At 42.2% G+C, this 14296-nt stretch carries 13 protein-coding genes; 6 read left to right on the forward strand and 7 right to left on the reverse strand.

Going from position 1 to position 14296, the window contains the following annotated elements:
* Positions 1-57: 57 nt before the first annotated feature.
* From pncA to sppA, 3 genes are all read right to left on the reverse strand, one after another.
* Positions 58-696: a bifunctional nicotinamidase/pyrazinamidase gene (gene pncA, locus ACUN2T_RS12465; protein ID WP_445497725.1), complete on the reverse strand. Its 639-nt coding sequence runs from the start codon at positions 694-696 to the stop codon at positions 58-60.
* Positions 697-708: 12 nt separating this feature from the next.
* Positions 709-1728, reverse strand: a complete 1020-nt coding sequence (ansA, locus tag ACUN2T_RS12470) for an asparaginase (protein WP_445497726.1) — start codon at positions 1726-1728, stop codon at positions 709-711.
* A 169-nt stretch (positions 1729-1897) separates the two neighbouring features.
* The gene (gene sppA, locus ACUN2T_RS12475) at positions 1898-3763 is read right to left on the reverse strand and encodes a signal peptide peptidase SppA (protein ID WP_445497727.1); all 1866 of its coding nucleotides are present in this window, start codon (positions 3761-3763) and stop codon (positions 1898-1900) included.
* Between the two features lie 170 nt (positions 3764-3933).
* Between sppA and ACUN2T_RS12480 the strand changes: the two genes are divergently transcribed.
* From ACUN2T_RS12480 to ACUN2T_RS12490, 3 genes are read left to right on the forward strand one after another with little or no spacing between them, the layout of a single operon-like run.
* Entirely contained in the window at positions 3934-4485 is a 552-nt protein-coding gene (locus ACUN2T_RS12480) for an NAD(P)H nitroreductase (RefSeq protein ID WP_445497728.1), read from the forward strand.
* A 12-nt stretch (positions 4486-4497) separates the two neighbouring features.
* Complete coding sequence (gene selD, locus ACUN2T_RS12485; protein ID WP_445497729.1) at positions 4498-5541, forward strand: selenide, water dikinase SelD; 1044 nt, start codon at positions 4498-4500, stop codon at positions 5539-5541.
* A gap of 5 nt (positions 5542-5546) precedes the next feature.
* Positions 5547-7475, forward strand: a complete 1929-nt coding sequence (locus ACUN2T_RS12490) for a DNA topoisomerase III (protein WP_445497730.1) — start codon at positions 5547-5549, stop codon at positions 7473-7475.
* Positions 7476-7532: 57 nt separating this feature from the next.
* Here ACUN2T_RS12490 and xthA read toward each other — a convergent pair whose 3' ends face one another.
* A complete protein-coding gene (gene xthA / locus ACUN2T_RS12495; RefSeq protein ID WP_445497731.1) occupies positions 7533-8339 on the reverse strand; it encodes an exodeoxyribonuclease III in 807 nt (268 codons plus the stop codon).
* Between the two features lie 500 nt (positions 8340-8839).
* Between xthA and ACUN2T_RS12500 the strand changes: the two genes are divergently transcribed.
* Complete coding sequence (locus ACUN2T_RS12500) at positions 8840-9703, forward strand: helix-turn-helix domain-containing protein (RefSeq protein ID WP_445497732.1); 864 nt, start codon at positions 8840-8842, stop codon at positions 9701-9703.
* A gap of 395 nt (positions 9704-10098) precedes the next feature.
* Here ACUN2T_RS12500 and ACUN2T_RS12505 read toward each other — a convergent pair whose 3' ends face one another.
* Genes ACUN2T_RS12505 through ACUN2T_RS12515 form a run of 3 tightly spaced genes read right to left on the reverse strand, consistent with a single transcriptional unit; the run spans position 10099 to position 10837 of the window.
* Complete coding sequence (locus tag ACUN2T_RS12505) at positions 10099-10449, reverse strand: hypothetical protein (RefSeq protein WP_445497733.1); 351 nt, start codon at positions 10447-10449, stop codon at positions 10099-10101.
* Complete coding sequence (locus ACUN2T_RS12510; RefSeq protein ID WP_445497734.1) at positions 10403-10663, reverse strand: hypothetical protein; 261 nt, start codon at positions 10661-10663, stop codon at positions 10403-10405. Before ACUN2T_RS12510 ends, ACUN2T_RS12505 begins: the two co-directional genes overlap by 47 nt.
* A gap of 21 nt (positions 10664-10684) precedes the next feature.
* Positions 10685-10837: a hypothetical protein gene (locus ACUN2T_RS12515; protein WP_445497735.1), complete on the reverse strand. Its 153-nt coding sequence runs from the start codon at positions 10835-10837 to the stop codon at positions 10685-10687.
* A 735-nt stretch (positions 10838-11572) separates the two neighbouring features.
* Here ACUN2T_RS12515 and ACUN2T_RS12520 point away from each other — a divergent pair.
* Complete coding sequence (locus ACUN2T_RS12520; protein ID WP_445497736.1) at positions 11573-13177, forward strand: esterase/lipase family protein; 1605 nt, start codon at positions 11573-11575, stop codon at positions 13175-13177.
* Positions 13170-14294, forward strand: coding sequence for a T6SS immunity protein Tli4 family protein (locus ACUN2T_RS12525; protein WP_445497737.1), 1125 nt, complete (start codon positions 13170-13172; stop codon positions 14292-14294). Before ACUN2T_RS12520 ends, ACUN2T_RS12525 begins: the two co-directional genes overlap by 8 nt.
* The last annotated feature ends 2 nt before the right edge of the window (positions 14295-14296 follow it).

The following is a 14296-nucleotide window of genomic DNA, read 5'->3' on the forward strand; positions in this document are numbered from 1 at the left end:
CGCAAGATGGATATGAAAAGGCTGAGTTTGTTAAACTCAGCCTGGCCTTGATTAGTATCAGAAAAGGGCGCTTTCTAGTTGGGTAAGTTCTATCAGTATCGCACCTTGCGCGTTTATCTCTTTGAGTGCGGATTGGCTGTCGCCTGGACTGAGATTAACCCCCCGGCAACCATCAGCAATTACCCAGGTTTCATAACCTAATGCCAGTGCATCCAGCGCGGTAAACTTCACACAATAATCAGTGGCGATACCAATAATAAACAGGCGCTCAATTTTCTCTGTTTGCAACCAGTTGTCAAGCCGGGTTTTGCTTTGATGGCCGTTGTCAAAGAAAGCACTGTAGCTGTCGATTTGTGGATTTTCGCCTTTGTAGAAAATCTCAATAATGGCCTGCTTGTTCAGTTGTGGATGGAAATCAGCGCCATGCTGCCCCTGAACACAGTGTTCTGGCCACCACACTTGCGGAATACCGTTCAATATACCGATATCCCCGATTTTCTGACCGGAGTTTACTGCGAAGCTCATATGTTCAGCAGGGTGCCAGTCTTGGGTGGCAATAATGCTGATATTGTGTTTTAGACAGATATCAATTGCCTGATTTGCAACATCAATGACGTGCTCACTCTCTTTTACGGCTAACGCACCGCCGGTACAGAAATCGTTCTGTAGGTCAATAAGTAATAGGGCTGTTTTCATCTCTTTCCCAGATTATTTGTCGGCATAACTTAATTCACCACGTAAATTTTGTTGCATGAAATAACGAATTTTTTCACTGCTATAGGGTTGACTGAGTAAATAGTGCAACTTAGTTAACGTTGCTTCAAAGGTCATATCGTAACCACTGATAACACCGGTTTCAGCCAGAGCATGACCGGTTGCGTAACCATCCATGTTTACCCTGCCAGAAATGCACTGGGTCAGATTGACAACCACAATCCCTCTCTCTGTTGCCTGTTTTAGCTCTTTCAATAATTCAGGATGCTGTGGCGCGTTGCCGACGCCATATGAGCGCAGGATTAAGGCTTTAACCGGTTGCATTAAAATATTATTCACAATCTGACTGGAAAGGCCGGGATAAATGGTTATCACGCCAATGGGCTGTGGGGTGATCTGATGAGTGATAAATTCGCCGTGGCTGGCAGGGGCCGGACACGCATTGAAGGTTTTGATGTTAATACCTGCTTCCATCAATGGGGAACAGTTTGGTGAGGCAAAAGCATCGAAACCGTCTGCATGTGCTTTGACCGTTCGATTCCCACGGAACAATTTATTATTGAAAAACAGGCTGACCTCGTTTACGGGATAGTTAGCGGCAAGGTAAAGCGCATTCAACAAGTTTGTCTGCCCGTCAGAGCGCAGTGCTTCCAGTGGAATTTGTGATCCTGTCACAATCACCGGCTTACCCAGATTTTCAAACATAAAAGAGAGCGCGGATGCGGTAAATGCCATCGTGTCCGTGCCATGCAGGATCACGAAACCATCATAATCATCGTAATTTTGCCGGATATCATCAGCGATAAGTTGCCAGTCTTCTGGCGTCATATCAGAAGAATCAATCAGTGGTTGATGTTCACGGATGGTGAATGTCGGCATTTCAGACCGGTGGAATTCAGGCATTTTGGTGAGCTGGCGCTGTAAATGCCCTGAAACGGGAATATATCCCTGAGATGAGCGTTGCATCCCAATTGTTCCGCCCGTATAGACGACATAAATAGATTTCTTCTGCATGACTGTGCCTCGTAAAAAGATCAGCTGAATTATAGGAGTATTACAAAATAAAAAAAGCCTGACAGGGTATCTGTCAGGCTAAAAACGCCATTAATTAAGTGACCAGCAGAATCATACCGGGGAATTCCAGCGGCATGTTTCTGCTAATGTCATGCGTTATGATGGTTTTTTAGCGAATATCTCCGCAATTTAAACAGAACGCATAACGATTTTGTGGATCATTCAAATGGCGATAGAACTCAGCTTGCTGTTTTACTGCCTGAGCGACCTGTGTCATTGGCGCAGGCAGCCATGCCTGAAGCGCTTCCGGTACGATAGCTTGAGTGGTTGCCGTCAGCTGGCTCATCAGCAACTCACTGAATGACATTTCCGGCTGCATCCAATCAAGTTCTGGCTTATTCAGTTTTGCCAATTCAGCCGCTTTGGCAACCGCGTCGTCGAAATCACCTAATTGGTCGACCAATCCATTGGTTTTAGCATCATTTCCAATCCACACATGTCCTTGAGCAATTTTATCGACCTCTTCTGATGTCTTATTGCGTGAGTCAGCAACAAGACCGATAAAGTTCTTATAGCCGTTCTCAATATTAAGCTGCATCAGCTCTGAGAACTCTTTACTGAGCCCTTTAGTGATAGAAATACCTGCCAGTGGTGTCGTGGAAACGCCGTCAGTGTGGATACCAATATGATCCAGACTGTTTTCATACGTGGTGATGACACCGAAGATACCAATAGAACCGGTCAATGTACTTTGGTTTGCGATAATGTAATTGGCGGGAGTGGAGATCCAGTAACCACCAGATGCCGCCATTCCACCCATAGAAACAACGACTGGCTTATTCGCTGCACGCAGAGCTGCCAGCTCGGTGCGGATAACATCGGAAGCGCTAACGCTGCCGCCAGGGCTGTTTACCCGCAGAATAACGGCTTTGATATTATCATCCAAACGTGCTTGACGGATCTGAGCGGCGGTTGTATCACCGCCAACCATTCCTGGAACCTGTTGCCCATCAACGATCGTGCCCTGCGCTATGATAACGGCAATATTGCCCTTGGATGATGATTTGTTCGCCAGCAATTGTGGTGCGTAATCATAAATACTGATGGCATTGAAATGTCGGTTTTTTTCATCCCAGCCAAAGGTTTTTGTCATTTCACTTTCAATGATATTGCGTGGAGCGACATAATCGACCAGTTTGCGTTTAAGTGCATATTGGGCATTGTCTCCACCGACAGCACGCAGGCCGGCAATCATCTCATCCGCGCCTGGGAATACCTGATGAACAGAAAGTTTGCGGTTAGCGGCGATAGTATTGAGGTAGTTGTGCCAAAGACCGTTGATCCAACGGCTGTCAGCTTCCCGTGCCGCCGGAGACATATCATCGCGCATAACCGGTTCTACGGCTGATTTATACGTCCCGACCCGGAAAATATGTGTGGTGACTTTCAGTGACTCCAGCAGGGATTTGTAATAGAGGTTATTGGTCGAATAGCCATAAAGACCAACCGCACCTTGTGGTGACAGATAAATTTTATCGGCAAACGTGGCCAGATAATATTGCGGCTGGTTGTAGTTATCACTGATCGCGTAAACGGGTTTGCCTGAGGTTTTAAATTCATTAATCGCTTTACCGATATACTGCATCGATGGCTGGTCAGCGCCGATGAAATCGTCAAGTTTCAGTACCAGACCTGTGATTTTGTCATCGGTTTTTGCCTGACGAATGGTATCCACAATATCAAACAGAGAATTTTCCTGTAATTTATTGCCGGATGAACCAAACAGTTCACGTCCCAATTGATTCAATGGGTTACGGCTGGAAACCTGATCCACAACAACACCGGTGAGATTGACATACAGGGCTCCCTGATAACTATCTACTGCTTTATTGGGCTGTTGATAAAGCATAAAGCCCCCAACAATCACCAAGATAAGCAGAATAAAAATCAGGTTTGAAATGACTTCCCGAACAAAATTCAGTAGTCGCCAACTCCATTTAAATAATCTTGCGACCCACTTCCATAAAATACGCATATCATCTCCAAAGATAGGATCAAGTAGGGCTATCCTAATGACCAGACATATAAATGTCAGCTTCAAATAGTGTCAAATTGTCCGAAAAGGCCGCTTTTGGGCTTTTATTCGTTAACAAATAAACAGAAAATGTTAGCTTATAACAAAATAGCTTATTCAGGAGAAAAAATATGAATGCATTGGAACTCTTGTTGAACCGACGTTCAGCATCACGTTTAACGACACCGGCACCTCAGGGTGAAGCATTACAGAATATTCTGGCCGCTGGCATGAGAGCGCCTGATCATGGCGCATTACGGCCGTGGCACTTTATTGTCATGCAGGATGAGGGGATTGATCGGTTTAGCCAATTACTTCACCAAGCTGCTGTTGACAGTAATCTGGGTGTTGACGCGGAAGAAAAAGCCAAAAGTGCGCCTTATCGTGCACCATTAATTATCGCTGTTATTGCAAAGGTAATGGAGAATTCCAAGATACCGGAATGGGAACAAGTGGTTTCTGCCGGTTGTGCTGTGCACGCGATGCAAATGGCGGCGTTGGCGCAAGGGTTTGGTGGTATCTGGCGTACCGGTTCATGGACTGATGATGATACGGTGCGTACTGGTCTGGGTTGTCATGAGCATGACAAGGTAGTAGGTTTTCTCTACCTTGGAACGCCTGTTTTGAAAGCGCCAGGCAACGTTGCCACGCCGGATATGACTAATTTTGTCAGCTACTTCTGACCGGAGTCTGTTATGTCAACAGAAGTTCGTCTTACCCAGTACAGTCATGGTGCTGGGTGCGGCTGTAAAATTTCACCGAAAGTTTTGGAAACCATTCTGCATAGTGAGCAGGAAAAATTTCTTGATCCTCACTTACTGGTAGGTAATGAAACGCGTGATGATGCGGCGGTTTATGATATTGGCAATGGTACGGGCATCATCAGTACGACCGATTTCTTTATGCCGATCGTTGATGATCCGTTTGATTTTGGACGGATTGCCGCGACAAATGCGATCAGCGATATTTATGCAATGGGCGGTAAGCCCATTATGGCGATAGCGATCCTGGGATGGCCGATGGATAAATTAGCCCCGGAAATTGCCCGTAAGGTGATTGAAGGTGGCCGGGCTGTTTGTAAAGACGCGGGAATTTCACTGGCGGGAGGGCACTCTATTGATGCGCCTGAGCCTATTTTTGGCCTGGCTGTAACCGGTATCGTTAATATTGATCGGGTAAAACGGAACAGTGCAGCGAAAGCCGGTAGCCAGCTATTTCTGACAAAGCCGCTTGGCATTGGGGTATTGACCACAGCGGAGAAAAAAAGCCTGTTATTACCTGAGCATCAGGATGTCGCGATAGCAACCATGTGCCGCTTAAATAAATTGGGGACTGATCTTGCCGAAGTGGCGGGTGTTACCGCAATGACTGATGTGACCGGGTTTGGTCTGTTAGGGCATTTGAGTGAAATTTGTCAAGGTTCGGGGGTTCGGGCAACTCTCCATTTTGCAAAAATGCCTAAACTGCCGGAAGTGGGATCCTATATTGAAAAAGGGTGTGTTCCGGGGGGCACCAGGCGTAATTTTGACAGTTATGGTCATCTTATTGGTGAAATGACAGCGTTTCAGCGTAATCTGTTATGTGATCCGCAGACATCAGGCGGCCTGTTGCTGGCCGTTCTGCCAGAAGCGGTAGATGAAGTGAAAGTGATTGCACAATGTCATGGCATTGAACTGACAGCAATGGGTGAGTTGTCTGAGCAACAGTCAGGCAGAGTGCTGATTGAGGTTAATGAATAATATCCATGCGGCTTTTTATTGCAGAAAAACCAAGCTTGGCCAGGGCGATTGCTGATGTTTTACCGAAACCGCATCGCCGTGGTGATGGCTTTATTGCTTGTGGAAATAACCAGTTTGTGACTTGGTGTATTGGGCACTTACTGGAGCAGGCGGAACCTGATGCTTATGACAGTCGCTTTGCCCGTTGGTCACTGGTTGATCTTCCCATCATTCCTGAGAAATGGCAGTTAAAACCGCGGCCTTCTGTGGCGAAACAGCTCAACGTCATCCGGGAATTGCTGGAAAAAGCAGATGAAGTGGTCCATGCGGGTGACCCGGATCGTGAAGGGCAGCTACTGGTGGATGAGGTTCTGGATTTTTTGAAATTGGATGGTGAAAAGCGAAAAAATGTTCGCCGTTGCCTGATAAGTGATCTAAACCCACAAGCGGTTACCAGAGCTATTGACAGATTAAGGGATAACCGGGATTTTATCCCGCTATGTGTTTCCGCTCTCGCTAGATCCAGAGCTGATTGGTTGTATGGTATTAACATGACCCGGGCTTATACCTTGCTTGGACGCAATGCGGGGTATCAGGGCGTATTATCTGTCGGGCGGGTTCAGACGCCTGTGCTGGGGTTAGTGGTTCGCCGGGACGAAGAGATTGAGCATTTTGTATCAAAAGATTTCTTTGAGGTGAAAGCGCATATTGTGACGCCAAAGGATGAGCGTTTTACTGCGCTCTGGCAACCAAGTGAATCTTGTATTGATTTTCTGGATGAAGAAGGGCGATTGATACACCGGCCTCTGGCTGAACATGTTGTTGCCAGAATCACCGGCCAACCGGCCTATGTGGCATCCTATCAGGATAAACGGGAATCTGAAGTAGCTCCCTTGCCGTTTTCATTATCTTCGTTACAGATTGAAGCTGCTAAACGTTTTGGTCTGAATGCACAACAAGTGTTGGATATTTGTCAGCGATTGTATGAAACGCATAAGCTGATTACTTATCCCCGTTCTGATTGCCGTTATTTGCCAGAAGAACATTTTGCCGGGCGTCATTCGGTGCTTAATGCAATATCTGTTCATACAACAAATCTGCTGCCACAAGCATTACTGGAAACCGACAGGAAAAATCGTTGCTGGGATGATAAAAAGGTTGATGCTCATCATGCAATTATTCCTACGGCACGAAGTAACCATATAAATCTGACAGACAACGAGGCTAATATTTATGGTTTGATTGCCAGACAATATTTGATGCAATTTTTCCCAGATTCCATATTCCGTAAATGTATTATTGAATTGGAAATTGCCGGTGGCAAATTTATTGCTAAAGCGCGTTTTCTTGCTGAGGCAGGTTGGAGAACATTGCTTGGCAATAAAGAGCGTGACGAAGAAAACGATGGTACACCATTACCGGTTGTTGCTAAAGGTGATGAATTATTGTGTGAAAGAGGAGAGGTGGTAGAACGCCAAACTCAACCGCCAAAGCCATTTACTGATGCAACTATCCTTTCGGCTATGACGGGGATTGCCCGTTTTGTGCAGGATAAGGAATTGAAGAAAGTCCTTCGCGCAACAGATGGGCTGGGTACTGAAGCAACCCGTGCCGGCATTATCGAACTGTTGTTTAAACGGGAGTTTCTTTATAAAAAAGGGCGTCATATTCATGCAACGCCTGCGGGTAGGGCGCTCATCCATGTATTACCGGATATGGCCGCTTTACCGGATATGACCGCCCATTGGGAGTCCCGGTTAACGCAAATCAGCGAAAAACAGTTCCGCTATCAAGATTTCATGGGACCACTTGAGGAGACATTACAGCAATTAATTTGGCAGGCTAAACAGAACCGTAATTTAAAAGCTTTTCGTGATTTGCCCCCAGTTCCGGTTAAAGAGAAAAAAGGGAAAAAAACAAAATCAACAAAAAAAGCTAAAGCAACTGCGCCGTAGGGCGCAGTTGCTACGTTATTTTAAAAGAAATGATTGATATTCGGCGTTAACAGAATATCACATTTCAAATTCTACCCAGACAGGCGCATGATCTGACGGTTTTTCCATTTCACGGATTTTATAATCAATACCTGTCGCAATACAGCGCTCCATCAAGGGTTGACTCGCAAGAAGTAAATCTATACGTAGCCCGCGATTATCATCAAACCCTTTTGAACGATAATCAAACCAAGAAAATTGATCGTTACATTCAGGATTCAAATTCCTGAATGTATCGACCAGACCCCAACTTTTCAGGCGATCCATCCACTCTCTCTCTTCTGGCAGGAAAGAACATTTACCTGTTTTTAACCAGCGTTTTTGGTTGTTCTCACCAATGCCGATATCCAGATCCGCCGGACTGATATTCATATCCCCCATGATAATTACTTGCGATTGAGGCGATAAATTTTGCTCCAAATAGCTTTGCAGGTCCCGATAAAATTTCTCTTTTGCAGGAAATTTCACTGGATGGTCACGGCTTTCTCCCTGTGGAAAATAACCATTAATGACTGTCAATAGCCCGTGTGGGGTTTCCATATCTGCCATGATAATACGGCGTTGGGCATCTTTATCGTCCCCAAGAAAACCACGGCGCACAGCAAGAGGAGCCTGGCGTGTTAACAGTGCAACGCCGTAATGGGCTTTCTGACCGTAATAAAACACATGATAGCCAAGTTTCCTAACTTCTTCTAAAGGAAATGCTTCATCATGGACTTTTGTTTCCTGTAGGCCGATAACATCGGGTTGATGTTGCTCGACGATCGCAGCTAACTGATGGGGGCGGGCACGTAATCCATTAATATTAAAAGAGATAAATTTCATCTTTTACAGCCATCCAGTAAAAAGACACAAGAACAATAATAACAGATGGATTTTAAAAAGTAACTATTGACAATGGTCAGGACGAAATAGTCACGGAACCCCTATATTATAATTAATTGTGAAAAATATAATAATTTGTGGTGAGAAAACACTGCGGTTAGACCGTTTTTATCTCTAGTGTTACAAAAATTGATTACTGAAAAATGTAGAACCCTATCCTAATCTTTGATAGAAAATTGAGCTCGTTAGTAATGTTTATATTTTCTAATGGTTGATTGGTTGAGATTAATTTTTGAACCATGATAAACATGAATAATAGAGTTTATTGAGCCACCTATGTATTGAACATAAGCTTTTTTTATGTGGTATATGTTTGAGAAGTATTTGTTTTTTTGTACAAAATTTACGCCTTCACAGTATCGAACTGATTTAGCTGTCATTTGGTGAAGGTTATTTCAAAGAAATTATTTTAGCCACAAGTTATATAGGAACGGTGAATTATGTTTTTTTCTCGTAAATTAGAAGCATTCATGGCAGTGGTGGAAAATGGTTCTTTAAGTAAAGCGGCAAGAGTGATGAACCGAACAACTCCTCCAGTAGCTAAATCAATCAAAGACTTCGAAGCAACATTAGGGAAGCGCCTTTTCAAAAGGGAGAAATTTGGGATGAGTCTGACTAAAGATGGTTTGGAATTATATAATGATCTTAAAGATCTTTATTTACAAGAAAAAGAAATAACTAAAAAACATATCAGTGGTAGTATATGTAACATAGTTAATATTTATTACGATTGGGGGAAAAACAAACACCTAATTTATTTATATAAGGCAGCTGACAGAAATAGCTCCCAAGTAAATATATTCCGGTTTAGTTATGATAACATTGAAGAAATAGTGGATTATGACGGCAACACGCTCATTATGAGTTCAGAAAAGATACTAAGTGACCGTTTTAGTCTTATTCGCAAAATAAAAGGACCAGAATTGGGAATTTGCTGCCGAAAAGAGTTATTGGATATTGCTGGTGGTGATGTAATGCAATTGCTAAAAAACAATACTTGGTTGTGTGATCCTGTACTTTATAAAAGCAGTTTCATTAAAAACCTGGAAGAAGAAGTTATTCAAAGTGGTGGGAAAGTGAATATGCGCCAGATGGATAATATGGGGTGCTGCATGAATTTCATTTATTCAAGAGACTATATTTTCATTACAGATTCTCATCCTGATGAATTGGAAGGAGGTGATGCTTTAAGTTTTGTTCCTATTGAAAAACTGGGTGCAGCAAATCAATGTTATATTTATAAGTCTAAATCACATTCAAGTGTACTTAATCGTTTTATCGATTCAGTAAATGATATGAGTTAAATTTATTGTACGCGGAGTAGATTATTGTAAGCTCCGCGTTGTTGTTTTGCGGAGATGATGATAGAAAGTTTTCACTGTACTCAGATGATAAATTTATATTTATTATTTTTTGTTATACCCAGAATAATTTTTTATGGTGGCAGGGAAAGATAGACTGTTTCCTCGCCTTTTGGACTAACACGTTGCAAGCACTACGTTGTTATTTCGCTTTACTTAATTCGAACTTTGTTCGAAGTGCAAAGCATTCTGCATGTGAGTGCCATGTATTCATTGAGATGGGTGATACATGATTTCTAAGCCGGGGTTCTCCCGGCTTCAGGCTTTCAGGGACGGCTACAGCCTTTTCTGGTGATACTCATCCTCTGACGTGTTTACCACAACCTTGTTTTATTGTTTTAGCCACGGCGTTGCAGTGCTCCAAAAAATGATGTTCTCCCCCGGTAGTTTTCAGCGAAATCAGCAAATTTCTCCTGAGTGAAGGGTTTTTGGTTAGTATAGGTCAGAGTTGGTTCCTGGACCGCCATCGCGACCAAATCCAGCTTACCTTTGTAACGGTTGAAAAAGGGATAGGTGTTTTTCATCTGTGCGGATTGATATGGCACGATATCAGGACCACCCAGGCCGATCTTATTTTTCGACGCGAAATTAAATCGCCGGGATATGTATTGATGATCGTTATTCCGTTCACATGGCCAGAAGTTAACGTATTGCACCACGTAGGATGTTTTGAATAGCAACCCAGCCATAACCCTGCTCTTTATTTTCACCGGGATTATCAACCTGCGCAACTAAACCGCCTTGATATTTTGAATTCTGTTGAAGATAAAATGGGATATAGCGGGCATCCTTCTCAAAAAAGCGATTCTGAATCTGGATAAACAACTTCTTTTGGATCCTATTAAGCAGCATCAGATCTTTTTCGATCGCGGAAAAATCATATTTTCCCGGCGCACTCTCCAATTGTTTCCAGTTATAAACAATTTACACGCCATTAATGTCCTGACGTTCCAGTAATTCATGTAGCTGGTTGAGGTTATCAGATGAAGTGTAGAGATAATTTTGTGGTTTTGCTGCTAATGCAGCAGTTGACAGTAAACTAAAAATCAGGCTGGTGGAGATGAGTTGTTTTAACATCTTTTTCTATTCTTAATTGTAGAAGCCTATAGATAAGGTTATGACTGTTTAACAAGGTAAATAGTTCCGTTTACTTATGAATTTATTTAACACCGTAAAGTTACTTTATTCATTAATTGGTAATGTCAGACTGACAACTCATCCTCTCATCAATGCTGGATTTACTTTGAATATAGGTAATTCTTTTTTGCGTGTTAATCCTCATTGATCCATCTTTTTATAATTAAACCTTCATTAGGAGATCACTAATAATATTCCTAAAAATGCCATTGATTATGAGGTTTATGAACGATGTTGTTTAAGTATCGTTTAGTTAAATATAGCGTAATTGAGATTAATTCTCTTTCGTATTAAGGAAAATGATATTCAGATTACTTGCTAAATGGATGAGAGCATGGCAATGATAGAAATCAATAAAATTACAATTTTAAATTGAATTTTTAATATAACTTATTGAAATTTAAAATAATATATTTAATGAAAGTCGGTGGAATAACAAGAGTGCATCATTGAATTTTTAATTTATTAAAGTATAAAACGGAAAAATTGCTACTGAAATTAATAATCAATGAAATCTTTCATGAAAATAAATTTCATATTGTTTGGGTTTTTTTGATATGTTATGTTTTCCATGTTATTTATATATTGGCTTCTGTAGACCCTCGTTAAGGGAATAACCTTATCCAAAAACAACTCATCCCATTACTAATGCAATAGAAGATTAAGGAGTAGATAATGGATAAACCGATTGAAAAAGAAGAAGAAAAAGAAAATAAAATTTATCTTCATCCTGAATATGATGAGTGTGGTCGTCCGTACTACAACGTACCTAATGCCAGAACGGAAGAAAACCTGATAGCAGTTTGTTTGAAATACGCGAGTAAGGTAATCCCGGTGATTTTCCTGCCGGGGGTAATGGGGAGTAATTTAAAATCGAAAGATGGTGTTCCGGTTTGGTTGGTAAATTCTCAGCTTGGTGTTGCAAGTTGGATATCAAAGAGCGCTTCTTATAGGAAAGAAACGTTAGATCCTAAGAACACCGATATTTACGATTCGGGAGCAATAAATAATTACATTGCCGAAGGGAGGAAATTCCCTGATCGCCACCAACGTGGTTGGGGAGAAGTGGCCTATCTGAGCTATGGTCATTTTTTGCCTTGGCTTCAACTGGTGCTGGATGATGAGCGTCTGGTGTTTGAGTATCGCATGGAAGGACAGGGAAAGAAGACTGCTCGTCAACAATTGATCGGTCAGAATTTGGGGGCTGAGTGGGGTGAAGAACCATTGACAACGGAAGAGGTTGGACACAGTTATCGTTTTATGTACCCGGTTCACGTGATGGGTTATAACTGGCTGCAATCCAATGCGGATTCCGCTAAAAAGCTGGCGAAATATGTTGATAAAGTTTTAGCCTTCTACGGTAAACGTTGTGCAGCAAATAAGGTTATTTTAGTCACTCACTCAATGGGGGGGTTAGTGGCCCGCCATTATTCAGAAAAGTTGGGTGGGCGGGATAAAATTTTAGGTATCGTGCATGGCGTTATGCCTGATACGGGTTCACCCATGACTTATAAGAGGATGAAAACCGGTGAAGATGGCATAACTGGGCTGGTTATCGGCAGTAATGGTACAGAGATGACTCCAGTATTAGCACAGTCTCCCGGTCCTTTACAGCTCTTGCCGGGAAAGGCGTATGGTAAAGGTTGGTTACATATCGCCGATGGTAAAATCATGCACAAGCTGCCGGAATCCGACCCTTATGAGGAAATTTATCTGGAAGAGGAGCGATGGTGGGGATTATGTGAAATCCGGTTTCTAAATCCGGATAAAAAAGATAAATGGAAAAATAAAGAAAGCTGGAGTAATTATTTGAAATCAATGAATAATACAGTTAAGCCATTTATTGAAGAGTTGAGTGGTAAATACCATCCTAATACTTATGCCTTTTATGGTGCCAGCGAAAAACATCTATCGTATGGAGTTATTTCTTGGAAAGAAGTCAGTAAAAATTATTACAATAAAACGGAAGATTATTCCGGCATGACATTTAATCAACCGTTATATGATCCTTTTGATTTGGAAACCGGCACAACACGTATGGTTCAGTTTTCTGTCGGGCCTTCTTTTCAGGATGTTGCCGCGAAAACTTTTAAGTTGGCACCCCCAAAGGAGAAAGGAGATGGTACCGTACCGGAACAGGCTGGCCGTATTCCAACCAGAAGATTGCGTAGCCAGTTGGCAACGGATGTCGACCATGAAGGGGCATATAAAGAGGAGAAAGCCCAATTATTTACTCTGCGTTCAATTGTGAAGATGGTTCAGGCGGTGAAGATTGAATAAGAAAAATATCTTCCTTATTTTATTGTTTGTGTTGGCTATTTATGCCCTGTGGCGGTGGTATTTCCCTGATCCTTATCACCCCAGTTTAACTGAGAAGGAAAAGCAAGTGACAACTGAAATGTTAGCCAATATGCAGACCCGTTGTGTGGGCCGTTATCTGATTGATATCCCCGCAGCATTTGGCAATATTATCCATGATGGGATATTTATTGGTGATGCGACAATAGAAACGGAACGTTTGTATCCACCTGAATTTGAATATCGGATAGAGGCAAGAGAGCAGGAATTAAAGACGACTCAATATGTTGAGCCGAAAGATATGCCTTTCTTAAAAAAAGTCTATCGTCTGCAAGATAATATGGAAGGTGTAATTTTTGACAGGAATAAAAGTACGGGTGTTCCTGGTTTTGCCCGAGTATTAGAAGCGCATTTGTATAATAATGGAGTTGCTTTTACTGTAATAATGGAATTTATGGAATTATCAGATGATAAGTATAAAGAAGATAGAAATTTTTATATAAAGCACGGATTTTCTGAAAGGGAATATAATCAGTTGTATCAAACCCTGGAGAAAATGAGAAGACTGCTTTCCCGAATCAGCGGCAGAAAAGATACAGAAATCCCGACAGTGGCGGGAACCTGCATCCCTGACGGATTTATTGCCGGTAGTGGTAGTCGCAGTGAGAAAGAGAGGATGACCTTTGTCTATCAGGGAAATAAGGATGATCATTTCACGTTCAGCGTTGAAATCATTAATAACCTTACAGGAGACAGTACTTTGCTTGGACGTGTTGGTGAAATTGAAAAGGATTTACATGCTAACCGTGGCGGAATAGCCAGAAAAGGAAAACGGGAAGTAAACGGTATTCATGCGGAAGAATTATTAGCAATCGGTTTGCAACCCTTTGACAATAATCCTCGATATCAATTTGATTTTATTGCGAATGAAACCGCAGGAGATTATAAGAATCCCTATGTTGGTATTATGTTAATGAATTATCAGTTACCTCCGGCACCCTATACCGGAGATGAGCTGATTACATTTTGGGATACGGTAACGAGTACCTTTCGTAAAAGGCCGGGTGCTTTCAAAAGTAATGAACTAAGCAGAGGTTGAAT

It is taken from the genome of Photorhabdus machadonis, from assembly GCF_052657765.1.

What these genes read in the sequence shown, in the direction of transcription:
- pncA (WP_445497725.1), bottom strand. Translation starts at nt 696, where the DNA reads ATGAAAACAGCCCTATTACTTATTGACCTACAGAACGATTTCTGTACC.
- ansA (WP_445497726.1), bottom strand. Translation starts at nt 1,728, where the DNA reads ATGCAGAAGAAATCTATTTATGTCGTCTATACGGGCGGAACAATTGGG.
- sppA (WP_445497727.1), bottom strand. Translation starts at nt 3,763, where the DNA reads ATGCGTATTTTATGGAAGTGGGTCGCAAGATTATTTAAATGGAGTTGG.
- ACUN2T_RS12480 (WP_445497728.1), top strand. Translation starts at nt 3,934, where the DNA reads ATGAATGCATTGGAACTCTTGTTGAACCGACGTTCAGCATCACGTTTA.
- selD (WP_445497729.1), top strand. Translation starts at nt 4,498, where the DNA reads ATGTCAACAGAAGTTCGTCTTACCCAGTACAGTCATGGTGCTGGGTGC.
- ACUN2T_RS12490 (WP_445497730.1), top strand. Translation starts at nt 5,547, where the DNA reads ATGCGGCTTTTTATTGCAGAAAAACCAAGCTTGGCCAGGGCGATTGCT.
- xthA (WP_445497731.1), bottom strand. Translation starts at nt 8,339, where the DNA reads ATGAAATTTATCTCTTTTAATATTAATGGATTACGTGCCCGCCCCCAT.
- ACUN2T_RS12500 (WP_445497732.1), top strand. Translation starts at nt 8,840, where the DNA reads ATGTTTTTTTCTCGTAAATTAGAAGCATTCATGGCAGTGGTGGAAAAT.
- ACUN2T_RS12505 (WP_445497733.1), bottom strand. Translation starts at nt 10,449, where the DNA reads ATGGCTGGGTTGCTATTCAAAACATCCTACGTGGTGCAATACGTTAAC.
- ACUN2T_RS12515 (WP_445497735.1), bottom strand. Translation starts at nt 10,837, where the DNA reads ATGTTAAAACAACTCATCTCCACCAGCCTGATTTTTAGTTTACTGTCA.
- ACUN2T_RS12520 (WP_445497736.1), top strand. Translation starts at nt 11,573, where the DNA reads ATGGATAAACCGATTGAAAAAGAAGAAGAAAAAGAAAATAAAATTTAT.